Below are 19325 nucleotides of genomic sequence, written 5' to 3'. Positions count from 1 at the left end.
TTATTTTCTCCTTTTATATTGAACGTTGATTGACTCGCTGGCTTAACTGCTCAGCAGACTCAACCCGCTCAGAATAGCGGTCAACAAAATAATCTTTGTTGTTACGCAGTAACAGGGTGAATTTCATCAACTCCTCCATCACATCGACAATACGGTTGTAATATGCAGAGGGTTTCATGCGGTCGTTCTCATCAAATTCCAGATACGCTTTTGCCACACTTGATTGATTAGGTATGGTTACCATACGCATCCAACGACCTAATATTCGAAGTTGATTCACCACATTAAAGGATTGTGATCCCCCACAAACTTGCATCACAGCTAGGGTTTTGCCTTGAGTTGGACGGACTCCACCAATATTTAAAGGTACCCAATCGATTTGGCTTTTAAATATGCTGGTCATAGAGCCATGACGCTCGGGTGAACACCATACTTGCCCCTCTGACCACATCATAAGTTTGCGCAATTCTTGCACCTTGGGATGATTTTCATCTTCAGTATCTGTTTGCGGTAAACCTTCAGGATCAAATATTTTTACATCCGCGCCGAAATGGATCAGTAATCGTGCGCATTCCTCTACAACCAATCGACTAAATGCGCGTTTACGCATAGAACCATGCAATAATAAAATACGTGGCGCGTGTTCCGCAGGGTCTGCCAAGCATTTTTCAATTGTGGGGGTATGTAAACTTTCTGCTTCAACGTTTGCTAAGGACATATCTTGGAACATAATTAACGTGCTCCTAATTCGGCGAGGGCGTGTTTCAACTGTTCGGAATCAAGGTTTCTTTCTGACAGTGCTTTTAATTGCTTAACACGGGTAGTGATTTCTTCGATGCAAGCTTTAAAAGACGCGGCGATTTGGGCTTCTGATCCTTCCACTTTAGACGGATCACTGAGTCCCCAGTGGACTTTCAATGATTTTCCGAACCACAAAGGACAAGCTTCCCCAGCAGCTGAATCACATACAGTGACTACCACGTCAGCATCGAAATCTTCAAAATCATCCCACGATTGACTCTGCAAACCCGCAACTGAAATTCCCGCTTCTTGCAGATATTTAATGGATAGTGGGTGCACTTCTCCCGCAGGTTGGCTGCCTGCACTCTTAGCTTCAATCACCTCTCCTGCTAACTGATTGGTGATAGCTTCAGACAGGATGCTACGACAACGATTATGGGTACAAATATATAAAATTTTCATGCTAAAACCTTAATTAACAACAGCTAGAAGGGGAAATTTTCGAAGTTTTCAGCCTACTCAGCGCTTCTTCAAAATATGACTTGTTGTGCTGACTAGACTCGCGGATCACCTTGTTTGCCCATTCCGGCAACTCAGGATGAAGTCGGTAATACACCCACTTCCCTCGTCTTTCATCCCGCAGCAGTTCGCACTTACGTAACTCAGCTAAATGACGGGAAATTTTGGGTTGCTCAAGATTGAGTGCTTCCATCAAATCACACACACATAACTCGCCAGACTCAGCAATGAGCATCAACGACTTAAGACGCGTATCGTCTGAAAGACATTTGAAAAATTGTAAAGGACTCATAAACACATTCGATAATTCACATATATGAAATATCATATATGTGAAATTTCATATGTCAACGAAAAATAACGAAAGATGTAGAAGCAAATTTAGGATTACGACTGTTTGTGTCCAGGGGATATAAAAATTTTGATACCAAATAGGGTCAATAGAATTAATAACACTAGGCCTAAAAAACCAAAAATTTGATTGAATCCTTCGGACCATGTCCATTGCAGATAATGTATTTTGTATAATAAATCGATTAACTTGGTATCTTGACCGCTTTGTCTCAAAGTCAAGTTTGTCCAATTAACAGTCACTTCCACCCCAGTATTGGTTAATGCTTTATGACCTTCAATAGATGACACTACACCATAGCGTTTTGAGTCATGGGAAAACGTATCATTGATGAGTAATTGTAAGCCTGCGTTGTCAGCCACTTCTTTAGGTTGATAAGAAATGGGATCTAAATGCGCAAAGCCGTCCCTTGTTTTGACCAATAAATGATGACCCAATATGGTTCTAACAACCTTTGCTTCAAGCCAATTACTTGCAGGCTCAATCACAAAAGATTGTTGCAAGGGATAAGTTTTAATGGCCAACTGATCAAAAGCACCTTGATAGCCCGGTTTAGTGAAAAATATAAAGCCTGTGATCACCCAACCAATCATCGGCAAAATTAGCATCAAACCAATAATTCTATGTACTTTTCTACTTTTCATTTTAATTTCCATTTAATAGCCAATTTCTAACTGACCCAAAAAAGCCGGCAAAAGCCGGCTTACATCTAACCTAAAATAAAATACGTCAGTGTTTAGATAGGCGAACCTGGTGGAAGTGGCTTCACTTCAAAGTCACCTTTCCATTCACCGGTTGCCATAAACCAATCCAACTGTTTGGCCATCACTTTATTTTGACCATATCGTGAATTCTTTTTCAACCAAGTGTGTAAGTCCATCACTCCAGCTAATAACGCGCCTTCGGCTTCTGGAGCAATTTCTTCTGACTGCATTGCTTGGATAACACTATTGAGTACCACGTAGTCTACGCGTAGCTTAACATCCGCAGCAAATTTACTCGATTTTTGTTGTATTGTCGCATCGAATAATTTCTCCAATAATACAGGGATAGTCAATTGATCTCGGCTATTGATAGGACGCGCTGCAAGGCGATTTAAGCGTTCAGCTTTAAGCAATAAACCCAAAGTATAACCCGCACCCGATTCAGCTGCACTTACCGGATCGAAGCTCAATCCATTTCTGCCATTAAAGCTTTCCCGTGAATTAGACTCTCCCAAACTTTTAGGGGTAATTAATGAACTAATATTAGAGGGAATATGCAGAAACTTAGGTGAAAGTGTTTCTATCATGGCATCTAATGCCGCCATCTGCTTACTTTGCTCCACAAAGGAAACGCCTTTAGGCTTGGAGTAATCGCCTTTGCTTTCGTACGCGTAGTTTATACCACCAATCAGTTTAGCCACTGCATCTAACTGATAACGATGCAGATAGTAAACAGGTACTAATGTTTCTTGCAATGAGGCAAGGGTTTTCCCTTCAGGTATGGAATCAATACCAAAGTCGGCTAACGCGACTTTACGCACTTCCATAAGATTATACAGTTCTTCCACCGGATCTTGCCCGTTATCCCACAAATGTCCAATTGGGCTAATGGCGTGGCTAGGTCTAGCATCACGGTCGCTGATATAAGTCATTCCGGAGGTAAGTGCTTTTTGAATGGTATCTTTTAAGTAACCGACTTCGTCTGCGTCATCTGGCAAGTCTTGATAACCATAAGCAATAACATGATCATCCCATTTGCCGATACCTACGGCATACGCATCGGAAATGTCGACTTTGCCATCTTTTACCGTAACGGTAGGATGAGGATAATCCATAACCGACTCACGTCCATAAGCACTGGTGGCAAAGTTATGGGCAATACCTAGAGTATGTCCCACTTCGTGAGCGGATAATTGTCGGATTCTGGCTAACGCCATCTCCTTTTGTGCTTCTATGCTGCTATCGCTTTGTTTAAATGGACTGGTTAAACCCAATGCAATTAAGTAATCCTGACGAACACGCAAAGAACCTAATGTAACCTGTCCTTTGATGATTTCACCAGTACGCGGATCACGCACTGACATTCCGTATGACCAGCCACGTGTCGCGCGATGAACCCAATTAATGACGTTGTATCTAACATCCATGGGGTCAGCACCTTCAGGCAACATTTTCACTTGGAAGGCATTTTTATAACCTAATTTACTAAAGGCTTGATCCCACCACATAGCGCCTTCATACAAAGCGCTTCTCACTGGTTCTGGCACACCGGGATCTAGATAATAAACAATAGGTTCAACTGCTTCACTCACTGCAGCATTAGGATCTTTTTTAAATAGGCGATGACGGGTGATTAAACTTTGTTCCATCGATGATTCAATAGGAACAGAATAATCCTGATAGGTCATCTTGTTAAAACCAGAATTAGGGCTAAATGCTCGTGGAGTATATTTGTCGTCAGGCAATCTAATTAAAGAATGATGTAAATGCACAGTAATACTATCTGGAGAAGGCGTGACCTGCTGTAAATACTTACCAGGGTTGCTACCACCGAAGGTAACTAATGATTCCATCTCCGTATTATCAACAAAGGATTTAGTACGTGGCATGTACACGGCACTACGTTTTGAATCAACTTTAAAGCTACCTTGTTTAGCTCGGGTCAAGCGCGCGGAAATTCCATGAATATCAGATAACAAAAAATCTGTGTAATCGACTAAAACAGCGTCATCTTGCTGTGCAACAATTTTAAAGCCAGCAATCACAGAATCAGCAAAAGCTTCGTCAATACTGGCCGCTTCTGCTGCATTATCGGTTGTTGAACGGAACTGTGTATTGAGTTGTTTGAGTAGGACTTTATCTCCAAAGCGTTCAAACACCACTAAACGGGTTTTACCCAGCTGCAACCTATCTAGGCCAATATCATTTGAACCAATCCCCTGTGGCAAACTACTTTGAAATAATACCTGCTCCCCAAAGTTTTGGATCTGCAAATACAACTTACCACTATCTGGCTGATAATAAACGGTGTAAAACCCCTCCTTTGATTGCATTCCACTGGTAAAATCATTAATTGATTTACTTTGGGAAAACGCTACTGATGAAAATAACATCAAGCAAATAATTACGTATTTCTTCACACCTGTCTCCTAAATTTTAGTTTTTATTACCGGATAGAAAATCATCCTAAACCATGCATAAACATAAGGATGTTCGTACTATCTAAGGTTAATATTATAATTATGATTAGTCTGTTTCAGGCTATGCCGATTCTCACAAAACAAGTACACTATGCACTCGCTAATTCTACATAAGGACTTTTATGCTTTCCTCTACTCAACTTAACACCATGCTTAACCTCCAAGCTAAAATGAATCAAAAGGTTAATGCCCAGTGGTTAACTGCCGGATACCAATACCTTAGAGCTGCAATGATAGAGGCGGTTGAAGGAATTGAACATCATGGGTGGAAATGGTGGAAAGCACAACACAAAGACCTACCCCAGTTGCAAATGGAATTAGTGGATATTTGGCACTTTGCGCTTTCCGCAATCATTATCGACTTTGATGGCAACATAGAGTCCTCTGCCGAAACTATTGCAAGTGAATTAGTCAGTGGTGTCCAGTCGGTTACGTTCGACGGTAAAGAATATGCGTTTAATAACCAAGACATTTTAGAAAATTTAGAGTTATTAGCTGGTTTATGTGCAGCAAAACGTTTTTCGGTACCTCTGTTTATTAAAATTGTTGAACAAGCCGAAATGGATTCAGATGAACTTTATCGGCAATACGTTGGGAAGAATGTACTCAATTTCTTCCGACAAGATAACGGTTATAAAGACGGTAGCTATTTAAAGGTTTGGCTAGGCCGCGAAGATAACGAACATCTGGTAGAAGTACTAAATGAACTAGATATCACCCTACACAACTACAGTGATTGTGTTTATCAAGGGCTACAAAAACGCTATCCAAACTAAATCACTTTTAGCAATGGGACGTCGTCTCGCTAGTTGATGAATAAATCAGAAGTACAATCATATGAAAAAAAACGTGACTCAAGCAAAGATTGTTGAAGATGAATCGGTGATAGTAAATAAACCCAATGGCACAGGGTTGTCGCGAATTTTCAAAGCTACGCAATGCTCCTTTCGAGGTTTCGTAGCGGCTTGGCAACATGAGTCGGCATTTCGTCAAGAGCTACTTATGACATTGGTTTTACTGCCCTTTTCATTTGTGATTGCTTCTTCCACTCTGCATCTATTGGTGCTTATTGGCACATTGTTATTTGTTTTGTTTGCGGAAATTATTAACTCAGCCATTGAAGCAATTGCTGATGCAGTTACCCTGGAAAACAATATTCTTATTGGTCGCGCCAAAGACATGGGATCATCTGGGGTATTTATTGCATTAACCCTATTGACCCTTGTCTGGCTGGAAGGGATTTGGCGCTTTTTCAGCTAATTGAAAAGCCCTTGATAGTTTTGCCACTGACCAATTGACTTGTTATGAATGGGTTTACGCACTTGAGCTGCACTCAAGGTATTAATGGTCCCTTTACCATCCATGGCAGTAACACAAGAATCTTGCCATTCGAGTCCTATATACTTAAGTACTTTGTTGATGACTTGTTTCGGCTCTGCGGCCAAATCTTCGTATTTTACAGTGAGGATACTGTTGGGCAGCAACGCCTCCCAAAACTGCATTTGTTTTTTATATAAACTCACATATTTACTGAATTCATCCAAATCGCAAAAGTAAGGTTCATTTTCAGCAAAGTAATTTTTGAATATGGACACAGAAACATCCTTTATGTTGCGAGTAACATGGATCACTTTGGCATTGGTGAATAGCTGATAAATCAAACCAATATTTTGAAAATTTGCGGGTAATTTATTGATAATAAAAGGCTCATTTAAGCCCATAGATAGCAACTTAATGTAGTGTTCTGACACTTTTGAAGTATCCAATTCCGCTAGTTTACTGGCTAAATGAGGATAGGCTAACTGGGTCATTTTTTCCAAATAGGGTACGCTAAATTGACTCAGATAGGCTTTTTCACCGCAAGTGGCAACCTCAGTGTGTTGACAGAGTAGTTGTTCTAGCAAGGTTGAACCTGTGCGCGGTAAGCCAAGGATAAACACTGGGGTTACCCTATTTCTTAGTGGATTAGCCGAGTCTTTTGCAAAACTGACCTTTTGATAACATGCTCTTAAAGTCGAAAAAAAATCTGACATCTGTTCAGTGCGATAAGTACACAATGTTAATTGATAGGCGTTGGCCTTTTGCAAATATTCAATGGCTTGAGAATAATTTTTTTGTTTGTCGTATGCCTGGCCTAATGCATAGTCGAGTAGCATGCGATGGTGTGAGTTGGCAGTCGAACTTTGGTAACTGATATGAATTAACTGCCACTGATCATTGCTCAAAGGTTGCCCTTGAATACGGATTAAATCTAACCAACCATAGGCTGCAAATACGGGATCTGTAGATGTTATTTGCGACCGCAACAGTGGAAGTGCTTGGGTGTTCTGAGCCGTCGAAATATAATGCTGAACCAATGCAGAATGCACTGCTTTGTCTTGCGGACAATTTTCGTAAGCATAACGCAATACGGTCTGAGCATCTTCAGGAGCATGCACAACACTAAAAGCATCTGCTAGTTCTAACAGCGGCTCAGGCTGTTTATCCAGTAGATGACAGGCTTTTTGCAACAAATTGATTGCCTGATCATATTGGAAAGCCGCTTTTGCGACCTTGCCCAAGCCTAGATATCCCATCCCGTTGTTTGGTTCACTTTTCAATAGCTGAACAAATACGTTCTGCGCATTGATTAAATCACCTTTGGTTAAATAGTCATTTCCGCTGCGAATGTGATTATTCAATATTTATCTCGCGTTAATCCAAAAAAAAAGCCTTGTCTACTGACAAGGCTTTCATACTTCAGTTTAAATTAGAAGTTGTAAGTAGCTTTTAAGTAATAAAAACCGCCATTGAACCCCATTGGAGACGTCTCGTAATATACGCCACCCCAAGTGTTGTTTGCGATTCCTTGATCGGCTGGGATATTGATTTTTTCAGCATCCTGATCAAACAAGTTTTGCGCACCAGCAGAGAGTGTGATGGCATCGTTCACGAAATAACTCGCTTCGAAGTCAACGGTAACCGCTGAATCAGCCGTAATAGCTGTCGCATCATAATCCACATGCACACCTTGGTACTCACCGTAGTAATTCAAGCGCGTGAACATACTGAAGCTATCCCAACTTTGTGACCATGTCAGCGTAGCTCTGTGATTGGGTAAATCTTCTTCAATACGCTTAACTTTGAATTCACCGGTGATATCAGAAAATTTATCAACTTCGGTTTCATTCCAGTTATACGCTAAGGCAAACGTTGAACTCCCATCAAAAAGACTGGTAGTGTAATTTGCCACTACATCAATCCCTTGTGTGGTTGTATCAAAGTCGTTAGTAAAGAAGCTAACCTGTGCCAAACCATCGACGTTTTGTACACCTGCATCCTTAAGGACTTCTTTATCTTCATCAGACAGATTGATTTTATCCGATTGACTAATACGGTCTTCAACTTGAATGTTGTAGTAATCAACTGTAACGAAAACACTACCAACTTGATAAATCATACCAAAGGTATAGCTTTGAGACTCTTCTGGCTCTAGTTCAGTACCACCAAGTTGCACAGATATTGGATTAGTAGGCGGAAGCAACGCTGAATCAACTAATACACCACTGTCTAAGTTAGTTTGCACGTTACTTACGTTCGCTTGACCAACAGTAGGAGCACGGAAACCAGTGCTTACAGAACCACGGAATGAGAGATCATCTGTGGCATGAAACTGTGCTGAAATCTTGTAATTAGTCGTTGAACCAAAGGTATCATAATCTTCGTAACGTAAAGCGTAACCCATTAAGAAAGCTTCTGTGAAGGGAACTTCTGCATCAACATACAAGGCAGCACTACGACGAGTTGAAACCCCTTGATCTGAAGGTTTAAATCCAGGGAAACCATTAGAGCCTACGCTAAACCCTTGAGAGAAAAGATCGCCAGCAACAAAAGATGCTTCGTCACCTGCAATCACTTCAAAAGATTCTTCACGCCATTCAAGACCACCGGCAAGGTTAATGTCGTCATATAAGTCGGCATCAATCAATTTAACCAAATCGAAATTAAAGGTTTTCTCTAATTGAATGTATTTACCCGGTGAGAAATCGCGAGGAGTATCAGGACCAAGGGAAGCATTGACTGTATTGTAGATGAAAAACTGCGATTCATTACGACCAACAGCACCACTAATATCGTATAAAATTCCTTCAGCGAAACCTTCTTTAATTTCACCTTTAGTACCAATTGTTAAAGAAGTATCAGTTATATTACCACCAAAGTTTGGAGTAAAACCTCCAGGGAGCATTTGGTTGAAAGAGAAACAATTTGCCGCAGTTAATGAATCTAGTGCCGTTTGATCAGGAAGACCATTGTCACCGATTTCAACTACTGGACAATTTAATTGCTGCTCCAAACCATCTAAAGAACCAACAAGAACCGTTGCAGGTGCTGCATCCCAAGCAGCTTGACCGGTTGGATCATCATCACCAGGGCGATAAGAAGGTGTGCCATCTAAGTTACGCACAATACCGCCATAAACACCCGGACGGGTTGTAGGGTTACGATAGTAGAAGCCACCTTTTACATCACGTTCGGAGTAGTTACCAAACATGTAGAATTCTTTATCATTACCTAAATCTAAACCAACGTTACCAAAGATAGTAATGTCATCGTTTATTTCAGGAGAGCCCCAAATTTGTGCGGGATCTTCAACCGTTAATCCAGCATCTGCAAACGCCGCTGCATCTGGACGTTGCACACTTCGACTGGTTGCATCTGCATTTTTATATTGAAAACTCAAGTTTGCAAAACCACTGTCAGTGAATGGCATACCTACGTTTCCAGAAATTTCTGTTGTCGTGCCATCGCCTTCATAATATTCACCGTGACGAACTTGCAATGAGCCGCCTTCAGCATCATCTTTTAAAACGAAGTTCATTACACCTGCGATAGCATCAGAACCATATTGAGCTGCCGCACCATCACGCAATACTTCAACCTGTTTCAAAGCAATACTTGGGATAACTGAAATATCAGGGCCTTGTGCACCATCATTAATGCCACCGCCTAAAAACGCGATAACGGATGAACGATGGCGGCGTTTACCATTTAATAATACCAGTGTGCTATCCGCTGATAGTCCACGTAAATTTGCGGGACGTACCAAGGTAGCGGCATCACTAATTGGGTTCGTGTGAACGTTAAGTGAAGGTACTGTACCTTTTAGTATTTCCAGCATATCGGTATTACCGGCTTTGGCTAACTCGTCAGAGCCAATAATATCAATTGGAACGGGAGAATCCCCTACGGACCGCGGCGCTGCACGGCTACCAACGACGGCTATTTTTTCAACGTTAGCGGTATCACTTTCGGCATCTTGTGCCATTGCCGGCATTGTAAACGCCAAAGTCAAGGCAGCAGTAGCCGACAACCCTACTTTGATACTCATAGAGAGTTTGGATAGATTTTTATTCATGTGTGTTCCCATAATAGTTTTTAATTTTCCGTCTAGTGTTAACCACTTTTTGAGGTAAGCATGGTTGCCAGTTAAGCGCTTATCTTCGCACTGATACCGATTTCCCACGGTGAACAAGCACATTTAAATGTATAAGTTTTTTTGTGCTTGCTAACAGTATTATTTATAGCTGGCATATCCTGAATATTCAAATTATTTCACAATAAACCTTTTAAAAAATAATAAGTTAGTCTAAGAGACGAACCTCAGAACCACTTAACAAATGTTAAATAGGCGTAAATAACATTCAATTAAATATCCTTATCCATTTGTTTTACTTCAATTTTTAGACGATAGACAAAGTGTAATTTAATCACAATTAGACTTTAGTTGAGGGCGATTAAGGGCTTTCAAATAAACAGAATTACATAGAAATGATTAGGAAATATAAGTGCTACTTTGGACGAAAATACGTGAAAAATAAAAAAGCCCCGCAAAAAGCGGGGCTAAAACATCCAGCAAAACTGGAAAATAGGGGAGAAGCGTTTCACTCGTTGCAGTAATTAGAAGCTTAGATAACCAAGAGTTATCTTATTGTCTATAGAAAGACAGAGAATCAATTAAAGCAACCCAATAAAACAAGTTCTAGGATAGTTTACCCTTTGCTATGTAATTCAACATACCATCTACCGTATAATTCCCACTATATATCGCATAACCAACTGAGTTTTGGTTAAAAATGAAAAAAGAAATCCACATTGCAGATCCGCGGTTCGCGGTAATGGGCAGAACTTTACGCTCAGATAGCACCCTAGTCTTCAGTTATCCAGGGGTTAGCGTAAACTTTAATGTGGCTGCCAAAAGTGTCCAACTGATTGCGCACTCGCTGTTAGGCAAAGGCAGAATTGATGTTGAAATTAATCATAAATTGGCAAAAATATTGGTGCTTTCCGCGACGCCAAAAACCTTTCAGTTATTTAATGCTAATCACATAAAAGATTGCACAATTAAACTTATCAATCGCGGGGAAAGTTGGCATGGGAATATTCAATTAAAAGCTCTCCACATAAATCAGGGTGAGCTGTTAGCGGCCCCTATTCTTCCCACACGTAAATTAATTTTCATTGGTGACTCAATAACATCGGGGGCATTAATGGAAAGACCAGCGAGGGGCGAAAATGCGCGTAAAGGTCCCCATTTATCGAATGCTAACCAATCTTTTGGAATGCATATCGGTAGGATGCTAGATGCTCAAGTGCATCTAATTGGTTATGGCGGACGAGGGCTACTTCAAGGCTCACATACTTTAGCCGATAATCCACAGCTACCAGAGATTTTTCCTCTGACTATCCCATCTCATACTCACTCGTGGCCCATGAATAGCTATATACCTGATGGTATTTTCATTTGCTTAGGTACTAATGACTTTTACAACGACATACCTGATATAGACTTGTTCAAGCAGCGCTATCAAGAATGGATTCAACATTTATTCGCCTTATATCCTAATGTCCAAATGATGATTTCAGAAGGACCCATGTTGAGTAATAGCGCCGAAAATAAAGTAAAGAAACGCATTTTAATCCAATGTCTTGAAACCATTGTAAAGCAACTCAATCACCCACACCTTCATTACTTGCCTTGCATAGACTGTGAAGGAGATGAATTTGATCCCCATCCTAGCCGTGCTCAACACCTTTCTATGGCCACACACTTATCGCCCATGTTTAAAGACGTTCTAAAATGGTGAATTTTGCTATTACACAGGCATAAAAAAAGCTGCATAAGCAGCTTTTTTTAAGATAAGAATGAATTACACGTCATAGGTAGTTGAAGCCGTATCTCCGCCTCTTCCCGTCCAATTTGTGTGGAAGAATTCACCACGAGGTTTATCCTTGCGCTCATAGGTGTGAGCACCAAAATAGTCTCGCTGAGCTTGCAATAAATTAGCCGGTAAGTTTTCCGTACGATATCCATCGAAATAACTAAGGGCAGATGACAAACAAGGCACTGCAACACCTTGCATTGCTGCTGTTGCTACCACTTCCCGCCACCCTTGCTGGGCTTTAGCAACCACTTGGTTAAAGTAGTCATCTAACAATAAATTGTCTAAGTCAGGATTGTTGTCGTAAGCGGCTTTGATGTTATCTAAAAATACTGAACGTATAATACAACCTTCACGCCACATCATGGCGATGCTGCCATAGTCTAGATTCCATTTATATTCTTTAGCGGCTTCTTGTAAAACCGCAAACCCCTGGGCGTATGAAACGATTTTGGATGCCAGTAATGCTTGACGTAAGCTTTCAAGAAAGGCGACTTTATCACCAGTGAATTCAACTTTTGGTCCGCTTATGGTTTTAGCGGCTTGCACTCGTTGTTCTTTTATTGCCGATAGACAACGAGCAAAAACTGCCTCGCCAATTAAGGTTAAAGGCACGCCTAAATGCAACGCAGTGATGCCTGTCCACTTACCTGTACCTTTTTGTCCCGCAGTGTCTAAAATACTATTCACTAGGGCTTCACCGTTTTCTTTATAGCCCAAAATATCCGCGGTAATTTCAGTCAAATAACTCGATAATTCAGTTTCATTCCACTGTTTGAAAACAGCCTGCATTTCATCGGTACTCATGCCCAACAGATCTTGCATTAAAATGAAACCTTCACAAATGATTTGCATGTCACCGTATTCAATGCCGTTGTGAACCATTTTCACAAAGTGACCTGCTCCACCTTCTCCAACCCAATCACAACAGGGAATTGATAACTCACCATTTTCGTCTTTTACCTTAGCCGAAATAGCTTGGAATATCGGTTTTACATGGGGCCATGCTTGAGGGTTTCCACCGGGCATAATTGATGGCCCAAGGAGAGCGCCTTCTTCTCCACCTGATACCCCAGTTCCCACGTATAACAAACCTTTTTCGGTTAGCATAGCGGTGCGTCGATTAGAATCTTCAAATTGGCTGTTGCCGCCATCAATGATGATATCGCCTTGATCTAAATGCGGGATAAGTTGCTCGATAAAGTCATCTACTGGCTGTCCCGATTTAACCATAAGCATGATTTTTCGTGGTGAACTTAAAGATGCAACAAGTGACTCTATGGAATCGGCACCACGAATGGTTTTATCTTTTGCTCGGGTTCCTAGAAAATTTTCCACTTTACTATAGGAGCGGTTATAGGCTGTAACCGTAAACCCTTTACTAGCCATATTTAAGATCAGGTTTTCACCCATTACGGCTAAGCCAACTACGGCTATGTCAGAAAGTGCTTTCATAAATTTCCTCGTTGAATAAATGTTCAATCTACTGTGCTGTATGCGCAATGATAATTAAGACCGCGCTAGATTGATTAAGTATGATGACAAAAAGTGGGCGTAATTTACAGGAATATGGGTTGCATTTATAGCGCGATACTTAATCAATTGCGTAAAATCTTCAGTTTTAAGCATTTTTCATATAACTAGACTTTATAAGAAGCAAATTTTATGCTGTTGAATAAATCAAATACCTTGGGACGACTATGACATTTCAACGCGCTTTTCTGCTTTCTTTAATATTATTCTCATTCATAGCAAATGCAGCTAAAACTCCGCCACAAATAGAAGCTAAAATCGTAGAAACCATAAATCAACGTTTGCCACAAGCCCAAGCTTTGTTAGTTGAATCGGTAAATATCAATAGTGGCACCATGAATTTTAGCGGTGTTAAAAAAGTTGGAATGTTATTCAAAGCGGAATTGGCGCAGCTTGGATTTGATGTGCAATGGCAAGATGGAGCGAGTTTTGGACGCGCCGGACATTTAGTCGCTCGCTACGGGACCAAAGGCCCTAAGATTTTGATGATAGGTCATCTTGATACTGTGTTTGCTAAATCAGACACTTTTCAAACTTATCAAAGTTTAGCTGATAACAAAGCCTCCGGGCCCGGTGTTACTGACATGAAAGGCGGAGACGTTATCATTATTGAGGTAATGCGTGCCTTGAAAACCTTAGGATTATTGGATGATGTCAGCATTCAGATTGTAATGACCGGAGATGAAGAGCGCAGTGGTAAACCATTATCCGCATCAAAAGCAGCCATAATAGAAGCAGCTAAATGGGCGGATATTGCCCTAGGTTTTGAAGATGGTGATGGTAGTATCAAAACCGCCGTAGTGGCACGCAGAGGCTCAGTAGACTGGCAATTAGAAGTCACTGGACGGCCAGCACATTCATCACAAATCTTTAGTGATAAAGTTGGCTATGGCGCAGTGTTTGAAGCTGCGCGGATCCTTGATACTTTTCGCCAGGCATTGGCCAATCTGGGAGATCTAACCTTTAATCCAGGAGTGATTTTAGGGGGAACTGAAGTAACTTTTAATGATGAAACAGCTAAAGGTAGCGCATTTGGTAAAAACAACGTGGTTGCGCAAACTCTGTTAGTCAAAGGTGGAATACGCGCATTGACCCACGAGGAATTAATCACAGCCAAAACGACCATGCAAGACATTGTTAAACAGAATTTATTGCATACAAGTGCCACCCTAACGATAGGAGAAGGATATCCGCCTATGGCGCCAACCCCGCAGAACTACCAATTATTAGAATGGTATAGCGACATAAGTTATTCTCTAGGTTACGGCAAAGTGGAGGCGGTTAACCCACGCAATGCTGGGGCAGCGGACATATCTTTTGCCGCTGAGCACGTGAATATGGCCCTTGATGGTTTAGGTTTAATGGGAACCGGGGGGCATACAAAAAATGAGGTTGCTGACATGGACAGTTTTGCCAAAAACATGCATAAAGCAGCGCTATTGATTTATCGCATTAGCCAAGATTATCCAACTTATCAGCAGTAACCATTAATTAATCATCATCAATAGCTAAAGCCTGAATACCGTTGAAGTGACTTATTAGCTTAGTCACTTTAGGTTCTTCAGGCTTTCTTTCCCCCTTTCAAATAACTTTTTTAGGCCCAAGTTACGTTATAGACATCTTTTAAATAGCGCACAAAATTCTCATCATCACACAAGTTTTTACCCGCAGTATCAGATATTTTTGCAACGGGTTTACCGTTTACTTTAACCAGCTTCATCACCATATTTAGCGGCTCTACCCCTTCGACGTCGTTGGATAAAAAGGTCCCAATACCAAAAGAAGTACGGATCCTGCCGCGAAAGTGTAAAAATAACTCTACCATTTTTTCAAAATTAAGAGCGTCACTAAAAATCACCGTTTTTGTAGTCGGATCTAACTTAAGGTCCCTATACATTTTTATGGCTTTTTCACCGAACTCAAACGGGCAACCAGAATCCTGGCGCAGCCCCTCAAATAACTTAGCGAAATATAAATCAAAATCTCTAACAAAAGCATCCATACCAATGACATCGGTGAGGGCGTAACCCAATTGCCCACGAAACTCTTTAACCCAGCACTCTAATGTATGTTTCTGTGAGTGGGCCAATTGCACCCCCACTTGCTGGGACAACATAAAGATCTCGTGAGCCATAGTACCAATAGGGGTCACCCCTAACTCTTTGGCAATATGCATATTAGATGTTCCAAGGAAAAACTCCGGTAATTGCTTATTTAGCATATCCACCACAGTCAACTGAGTTTCGTAACTAAACCTTCGGCGAGTACCAAAATCGGCTAAGGTTAGGCCGGTGAGATCATGCTTTTGATGCTGCGTTTTTAACCAATCAATTTTTTTAAATAGCGGTTTACGCACATCCTGATAAGACTTATTTGGGTAATTACGGCGGTTATACACTTCGGCTACAGTGGACAAGACTGGCATTTCAAAATTATGAATATGCATCAAAGGACCACGTGCGCTGATGGCCAACTGATCATTAACCTCTGTTACGTACAAAAATCGACTTTGAAACGACCACATCCTTGCCCACTCAATAAAATCTTTAGTATACCAAGGTGTTTTTTCTAACCAACGAATTTGATCATCGGTGAACTTTAAGCCATCAAGTTTGTGTAACTCCTGCTGGATCTCTGCTTTGTAGGGCCTCAAATCCACATCACTGCGCATAAAAAAACGATATTCGGCTTCTTCAATATAGGGATATTGATGCATAAAACATTGCCACATATTCATTTTGTAGTAGTCGTTGTCTAAGGTAGAAAAGTTGAGGTTTTTTCTAAATATAGAATTGCGCTTAACTGAAGCCTTTGAAAAGTTCACTAACTTGCTCCCTCCTTCCCTAGCCATGTTTCTACTGCATGACTATTCTGCAAGATGGTAATCCCTTTCGCTTCCATTAATGCCAACTGTTGTTTTACCCCTTCTGGAGTAATGCCCCTGCACGCCCCTAAGTTTAAAACGACATTGAAACGCTTGGAATCTTGCAATTGGATTGCCGTGGTCGCAACACAATAATCAGTAGCTAAACCGCCAACAATTACCGTATCAACATTGTTAAACACCAAATATTCAATGATACCCGTAGACAACTTTTCCGCCAGATCGTGGTAACAGGCACCATATGGGTGAAGATCAGGCGCAACCCCTTTCCACACAAAAAAATCATATTCAGTAGCACTTGGAAGTCCATCTAGTAACTCAAACCCTTTGGTGCCAGGACGACAATGCATTTTAAATGTACAGTCAGTATTCGCGTAGTCTAGGCTTTGAAACTGATCTTCATCACGTTCAACTCGAAACAACGCCTGTTCACAATGGGCATCACTTGAACCTATTATGAAATCAGCCAATGCATTTTGGGCAAGAAGCTCAGGCACAATTTGGTCCCCCTCCTCCACTGGCAGTTCATCAGGACAAATAGGTGTAAATCCTTTTTGTGGATCCACGTTAATCGATGCGATTTTTGATTTCATTAACACCTTTCCCTGAATTTTAATACCACGTTTACGCAGTATACATTTTGACAACAATTTATTTTTATGTTTCTAATTTTTCGCGGTTTTGACTACACTTTTGGTCAAAGTTATGGCTCAATAGTCGGTGTTTTTACTGACTCTAATTTGCAACTACACTTATTTTTATTGGAACCTGAAAATATGAAAATAGCGATTTTTGGTGCTGCATTTAACCCCCCCACTTTAGGGCATCAAGACGCAATAGAATACATTTCCGCTCAACATCCAAGTTTTGACAGCATATTGCTTATCCCTTCATATGCCCATGCATTTTCTAAAAAAATGCTGTCTTACGAACACAGAGTATCAATGTTGCATTTATTTGCACAGCAACTAAACGATCCCAAGGTTGAAGTATTCCCTGTTGAAGAACAACTAAGCGATGGCACTAACCCTATTTATACCTTTGATTTACTAACCTATTTACAAGCTGAATACTTCCCTGATGCCAAGCTGACATTCGTTATGGGTCCTGATAATAAAGTCAACTGGCATAAATTTTATAAATCTCAGGAAGTGACTGATAATTGGGAAATTTTAGTCGTTCCCGAACGCGTAGCCATACGCTCTACAGAAGTTCGAAATAATTTAATTAATCATCAAAATATCGACAATCAAGTGCCCAAAGAAGTGGCGCAGTACATTAATCAGCACGATTTATATGTAAATTCGCCGCCTCATTCATAATTAACTGTGAACAAATTGTTAACTCAGTTACCGGTTTTTATCTCATCGCGACGCTGATGAAATAGACTTTCGAGAATGGCTAGTTTGTCAGCACGGACTTCAGGCCTGACGTTTATTTTGTCAGCAATCTCTAGCCACCCTTGGTTGTTTTCATTCAAGTTTGGCCATTTGGGTAAGTTAGGACCATTTGGATTTTGCTGTTTAATAAAGTTATACCAATATTGACGCATTTGATTTAATACCGGCACATTATCAGCTTGAAACAACTTATAGGTCTCTGATGCATGCTTAGCACCATTGGAAAACGCTCGTTTGTCACTTACATAATTATAAAAGTATCGATATCCAGCCTGGCCAATATTGTCCATGCTTTGGGAGGTCAACTTAGCGGCTAATAGATAGCGTAAATCACCAAATAAATGTTGATAAGGTACCGCAGAGGTGGAAACTTCATCGAGTTTATATAGTTGTTTTATCCGTTCTTTATGTTTCCCCATTAGGGAAAATAGAGCTGTTGGTTCGACCCCAGAATAAGGGTAAACACTGCCTTCGTAACTATTTCCACCGCTAATATAGGGTACTGAATGTTGTCTGCCTTGCACAAACATAATGGCAGGCTCTTCAGGTAAGGTTTTGCCATCAACAATAGGAATGTGAAATCCATCAATGGCTGCCACAAGCGACGCCGCTGAGACCTCAAACAAAAATTCACTCAGGTTTTCAGTAACAATCTCCTTCCCTTCTATATTTAGCGCTCTGCGAGCAATCTGATCAGATAACTCTTCAGCACTGGGACTGGACTTTAATTCTGCGGCATCCTTTGTTCTTGGTAAAGGCCAGGCTCCATAACCGCTTTGTGAGATCGCCCCTTGAAACAATCCTTGGCTTTGTGGATTAACCATTAGCATTTGAACTGCCATACCGCCAGCAGATCCACCGGCAATGGTGATACGATTCGGATCACCACCAAAGGCACTTATATTAGCTTTTAACCATTTCAGTGCGGCAACCATGTCCATCACACTGAAATTCGCTCCTTTCGGCAACGTCATATCGCTAGGTGCAAAAATTCCTAATGCCCCCAAACGATAGTTAAATGAGACTAAAATAATCTCATTATCATTCCAATTTTTATGTCCTTGGGCTGTCATGTTGCCAGATCCAAAAACGAATCCGCCGCCATGAATCCAGACCAAAACGGGCAAACTTTGCGCTTCTATGTCGATTGAGTCTGGACTAAATATATTTAAGGTTAAACAGTTTTCACTTTGCGTTAATTTTTGACTTTTTTGAGGGCAAACTGGACCATATTGTTCTGCGGAAAATTCACCCACAAACTTAGCTGGAGGTAAGGGTGGCTGCCAACGATGGTCAGCAATAGGAGGCTCAGCGTATGGGATCCCTTTAAATATAATACTGTTGCCCTGATGTACTCCTTTTACCGTGCCCTGAGACAATTGCCTTACCAACTGCCCGTCAAAAGACTGTCCTTGAAAAGACACTGCTAACAGCCCTAAGACCACAATAGAATTCAACACACGCATGCTGGTTTTAGATAGAATTTTCAAAGTGACTCCCACATCCAATCCAA

General features: G+C 40.9%; 16 protein-coding genes. 5 read left to right on the top strand and 11 right to left on the bottom strand.

The genetic code is table 11. The features are described 5' to 3' along the window. Window positions 1-13 precede the first annotated feature (13 nt). The 5 genes from arsH to Q4574_RS10910 form a co-directional block, all read right to left on the bottom strand. Window positions 14-730, bottom strand: coding sequence for an arsenical resistance protein ArsH (arsH, locus tag Q4574_RS10930; protein WP_303474152.1), 717 nt, complete (start codon window positions 728-730; stop codon window positions 14-16). A 2-nt stretch (window positions 731-732) separates the two neighbouring features. Further along, complete coding sequence (locus Q4574_RS10925) at window positions 733-1203, bottom strand: arsenate reductase ArsC (RefSeq protein ID WP_303474151.1); 471 nt, start codon at window positions 1201-1203, stop codon at window positions 733-735. A gap of 13 nt (window positions 1204-1216) precedes the next feature. Further along, window positions 1217-1552 carry a metalloregulator ArsR/SmtB family transcription factor gene (locus tag Q4574_RS10920; RefSeq protein WP_303474150.1) on the bottom strand — a complete coding sequence of 112 codons (336 nt, stop codon included), beginning with the start codon at window positions 1550-1552 and terminating at the stop codon, window positions 1217-1219. 95 nt (window positions 1553-1647) lie between these two features. Next, window positions 1648-2256 (bottom strand): hypothetical protein, encoded by a 609-nt coding sequence (locus Q4574_RS10915; RefSeq protein ID WP_303474148.1) that lies wholly within the window; start codon window positions 2254-2256, stop codon window positions 1648-1650. A 92-nt stretch (window positions 2257-2348) separates the two neighbouring features. Next, window positions 2349-4709, bottom strand: a complete 2361-nt coding sequence (locus tag Q4574_RS10910; protein WP_303474261.1) for a zinc-dependent metalloprotease — start codon at window positions 4707-4709, stop codon at window positions 2349-2351. Between the two features lie 209 nt (window positions 4710-4918). On the opposite strand from Q4574_RS10910, the gene Q4574_RS10905 reads away from it, so the two are divergent. Next, window positions 4919-5572: a dUTP diphosphatase gene (locus tag Q4574_RS10905; RefSeq protein ID WP_303474147.1), complete on the top strand. Its 654-nt coding sequence runs from the start codon at window positions 4919-4921 to the stop codon at window positions 5570-5572. Between the two features lie 61 nt (window positions 5573-5633). Then, complete coding sequence (locus tag Q4574_RS10900; RefSeq protein WP_303474145.1) at window positions 5634-6056, top strand: diacylglycerol kinase; 423 nt, start codon at window positions 5634-5636, stop codon at window positions 6054-6056. Here the strand turns inward: Q4574_RS10900 and Q4574_RS10895 are convergent. Together Q4574_RS10895 and Q4574_RS10890 are read right to left on the bottom strand one after the other, a co-directional pair. Then, window positions 6053-7477: a tetratricopeptide repeat-containing sulfotransferase family protein gene (locus Q4574_RS10895; RefSeq protein WP_303474143.1), complete on the bottom strand. Its 1425-nt coding sequence runs from the start codon at window positions 7475-7477 to the stop codon at window positions 6053-6055. The two genes, Q4574_RS10900 and Q4574_RS10895, sit on opposite strands and share 4 nt — an antisense overlap. A 68-nt stretch (window positions 7478-7545) precedes the next feature. Continuing rightward, window positions 7546-10191 carry a TonB-dependent siderophore receptor gene (locus tag Q4574_RS10890; RefSeq protein ID WP_303474142.1) on the bottom strand — a complete coding sequence of 882 codons (2646 nt, stop codon included), beginning with the start codon at window positions 10189-10191 and terminating at the stop codon, window positions 7546-7548. Between the two features lie 718 nt (window positions 10192-10909). On the opposite strand from Q4574_RS10890, the gene Q4574_RS10885 reads away from it, so the two are divergent. Further along, on the top strand, window positions 10910-11920 hold the full coding sequence (locus Q4574_RS10885; protein WP_303474141.1) for a GDSL-type esterase/lipase family protein: 1011 nt from the start codon (window positions 10910-10912) through the stop codon (window positions 11918-11920). Window positions 11921-11983: 63 nt separating this feature from the next. Here the strand turns inward: Q4574_RS10885 and gnd are convergent, their stop codons facing one another. Further along, window positions 11984-13450: a decarboxylating NADP(+)-dependent phosphogluconate dehydrogenase gene (gene gnd / locus Q4574_RS10880; RefSeq protein WP_303474140.1), complete on the bottom strand. Its 1467-nt coding sequence runs from the start codon at window positions 13448-13450 to the stop codon at window positions 11984-11986. Window positions 13451-13695: 245 nt separating this feature from the next. Here gnd and Q4574_RS10875 point away from each other — a divergent pair, with 245 nt between their 5' ends. Then, entirely contained in the window at window positions 13696-15012 is a 1317-nt protein-coding gene (locus Q4574_RS10875; protein WP_303474139.1) for a M20/M25/M40 family metallo-hydrolase, read from the top strand. A 110-nt stretch (window positions 15013-15122) separates the two neighbouring features. On the opposite strand, the gene pncB is transcribed toward Q4574_RS10875, so the two are convergent. Continuing rightward, the gene (gene pncB, locus Q4574_RS10870; protein WP_303474138.1) at window positions 15123-16352 is read right to left on the bottom strand and encodes a nicotinate phosphoribosyltransferase; all 1230 of its coding nucleotides are present in this window, start codon (window positions 16350-16352) and stop codon (window positions 15123-15125) included. Continuing rightward, window positions 16352-17005, bottom strand: a complete 654-nt coding sequence (locus Q4574_RS10865) for an isochorismatase family protein (protein ID WP_303474137.1) — start codon at window positions 17003-17005, stop codon at window positions 16352-16354. Before Q4574_RS10865 ends, pncB begins: the two co-directional genes overlap by 1 nt. A 183-nt stretch (window positions 17006-17188) precedes the next feature. Between Q4574_RS10865 and Q4574_RS10860 the strand changes: the two genes are divergently transcribed. Beyond that, complete coding sequence (locus Q4574_RS10860; protein WP_303474136.1) at window positions 17189-17734, top strand: nicotinate-nicotinamide nucleotide adenylyltransferase; 546 nt, start codon at window positions 17189-17191, stop codon at window positions 17732-17734. 23 nt (window positions 17735-17757) lie between these two features. On the opposite strand, the gene Q4574_RS10855 is transcribed toward Q4574_RS10860, so the two are convergent. Further along, complete coding sequence (locus Q4574_RS10855; protein WP_303474135.1) at window positions 17758-19302, bottom strand: carboxylesterase/lipase family protein; 1545 nt, start codon at window positions 19300-19302, stop codon at window positions 17758-17760. Window positions 19303-19325 lie beyond the last annotated feature (23 nt).

This window comes from Aliiglaciecola sp. 3_MG-2023, from assembly GCF_030548205.1.
GTDB lineage: Bacteria > Pseudomonadota > Gammaproteobacteria > Enterobacterales > Alteromonadaceae > Aliiglaciecola.
Note: the sequence above shows the minus strand (reverse complement) of the source record. Positions and strands in the feature narration are given on the sequence as shown.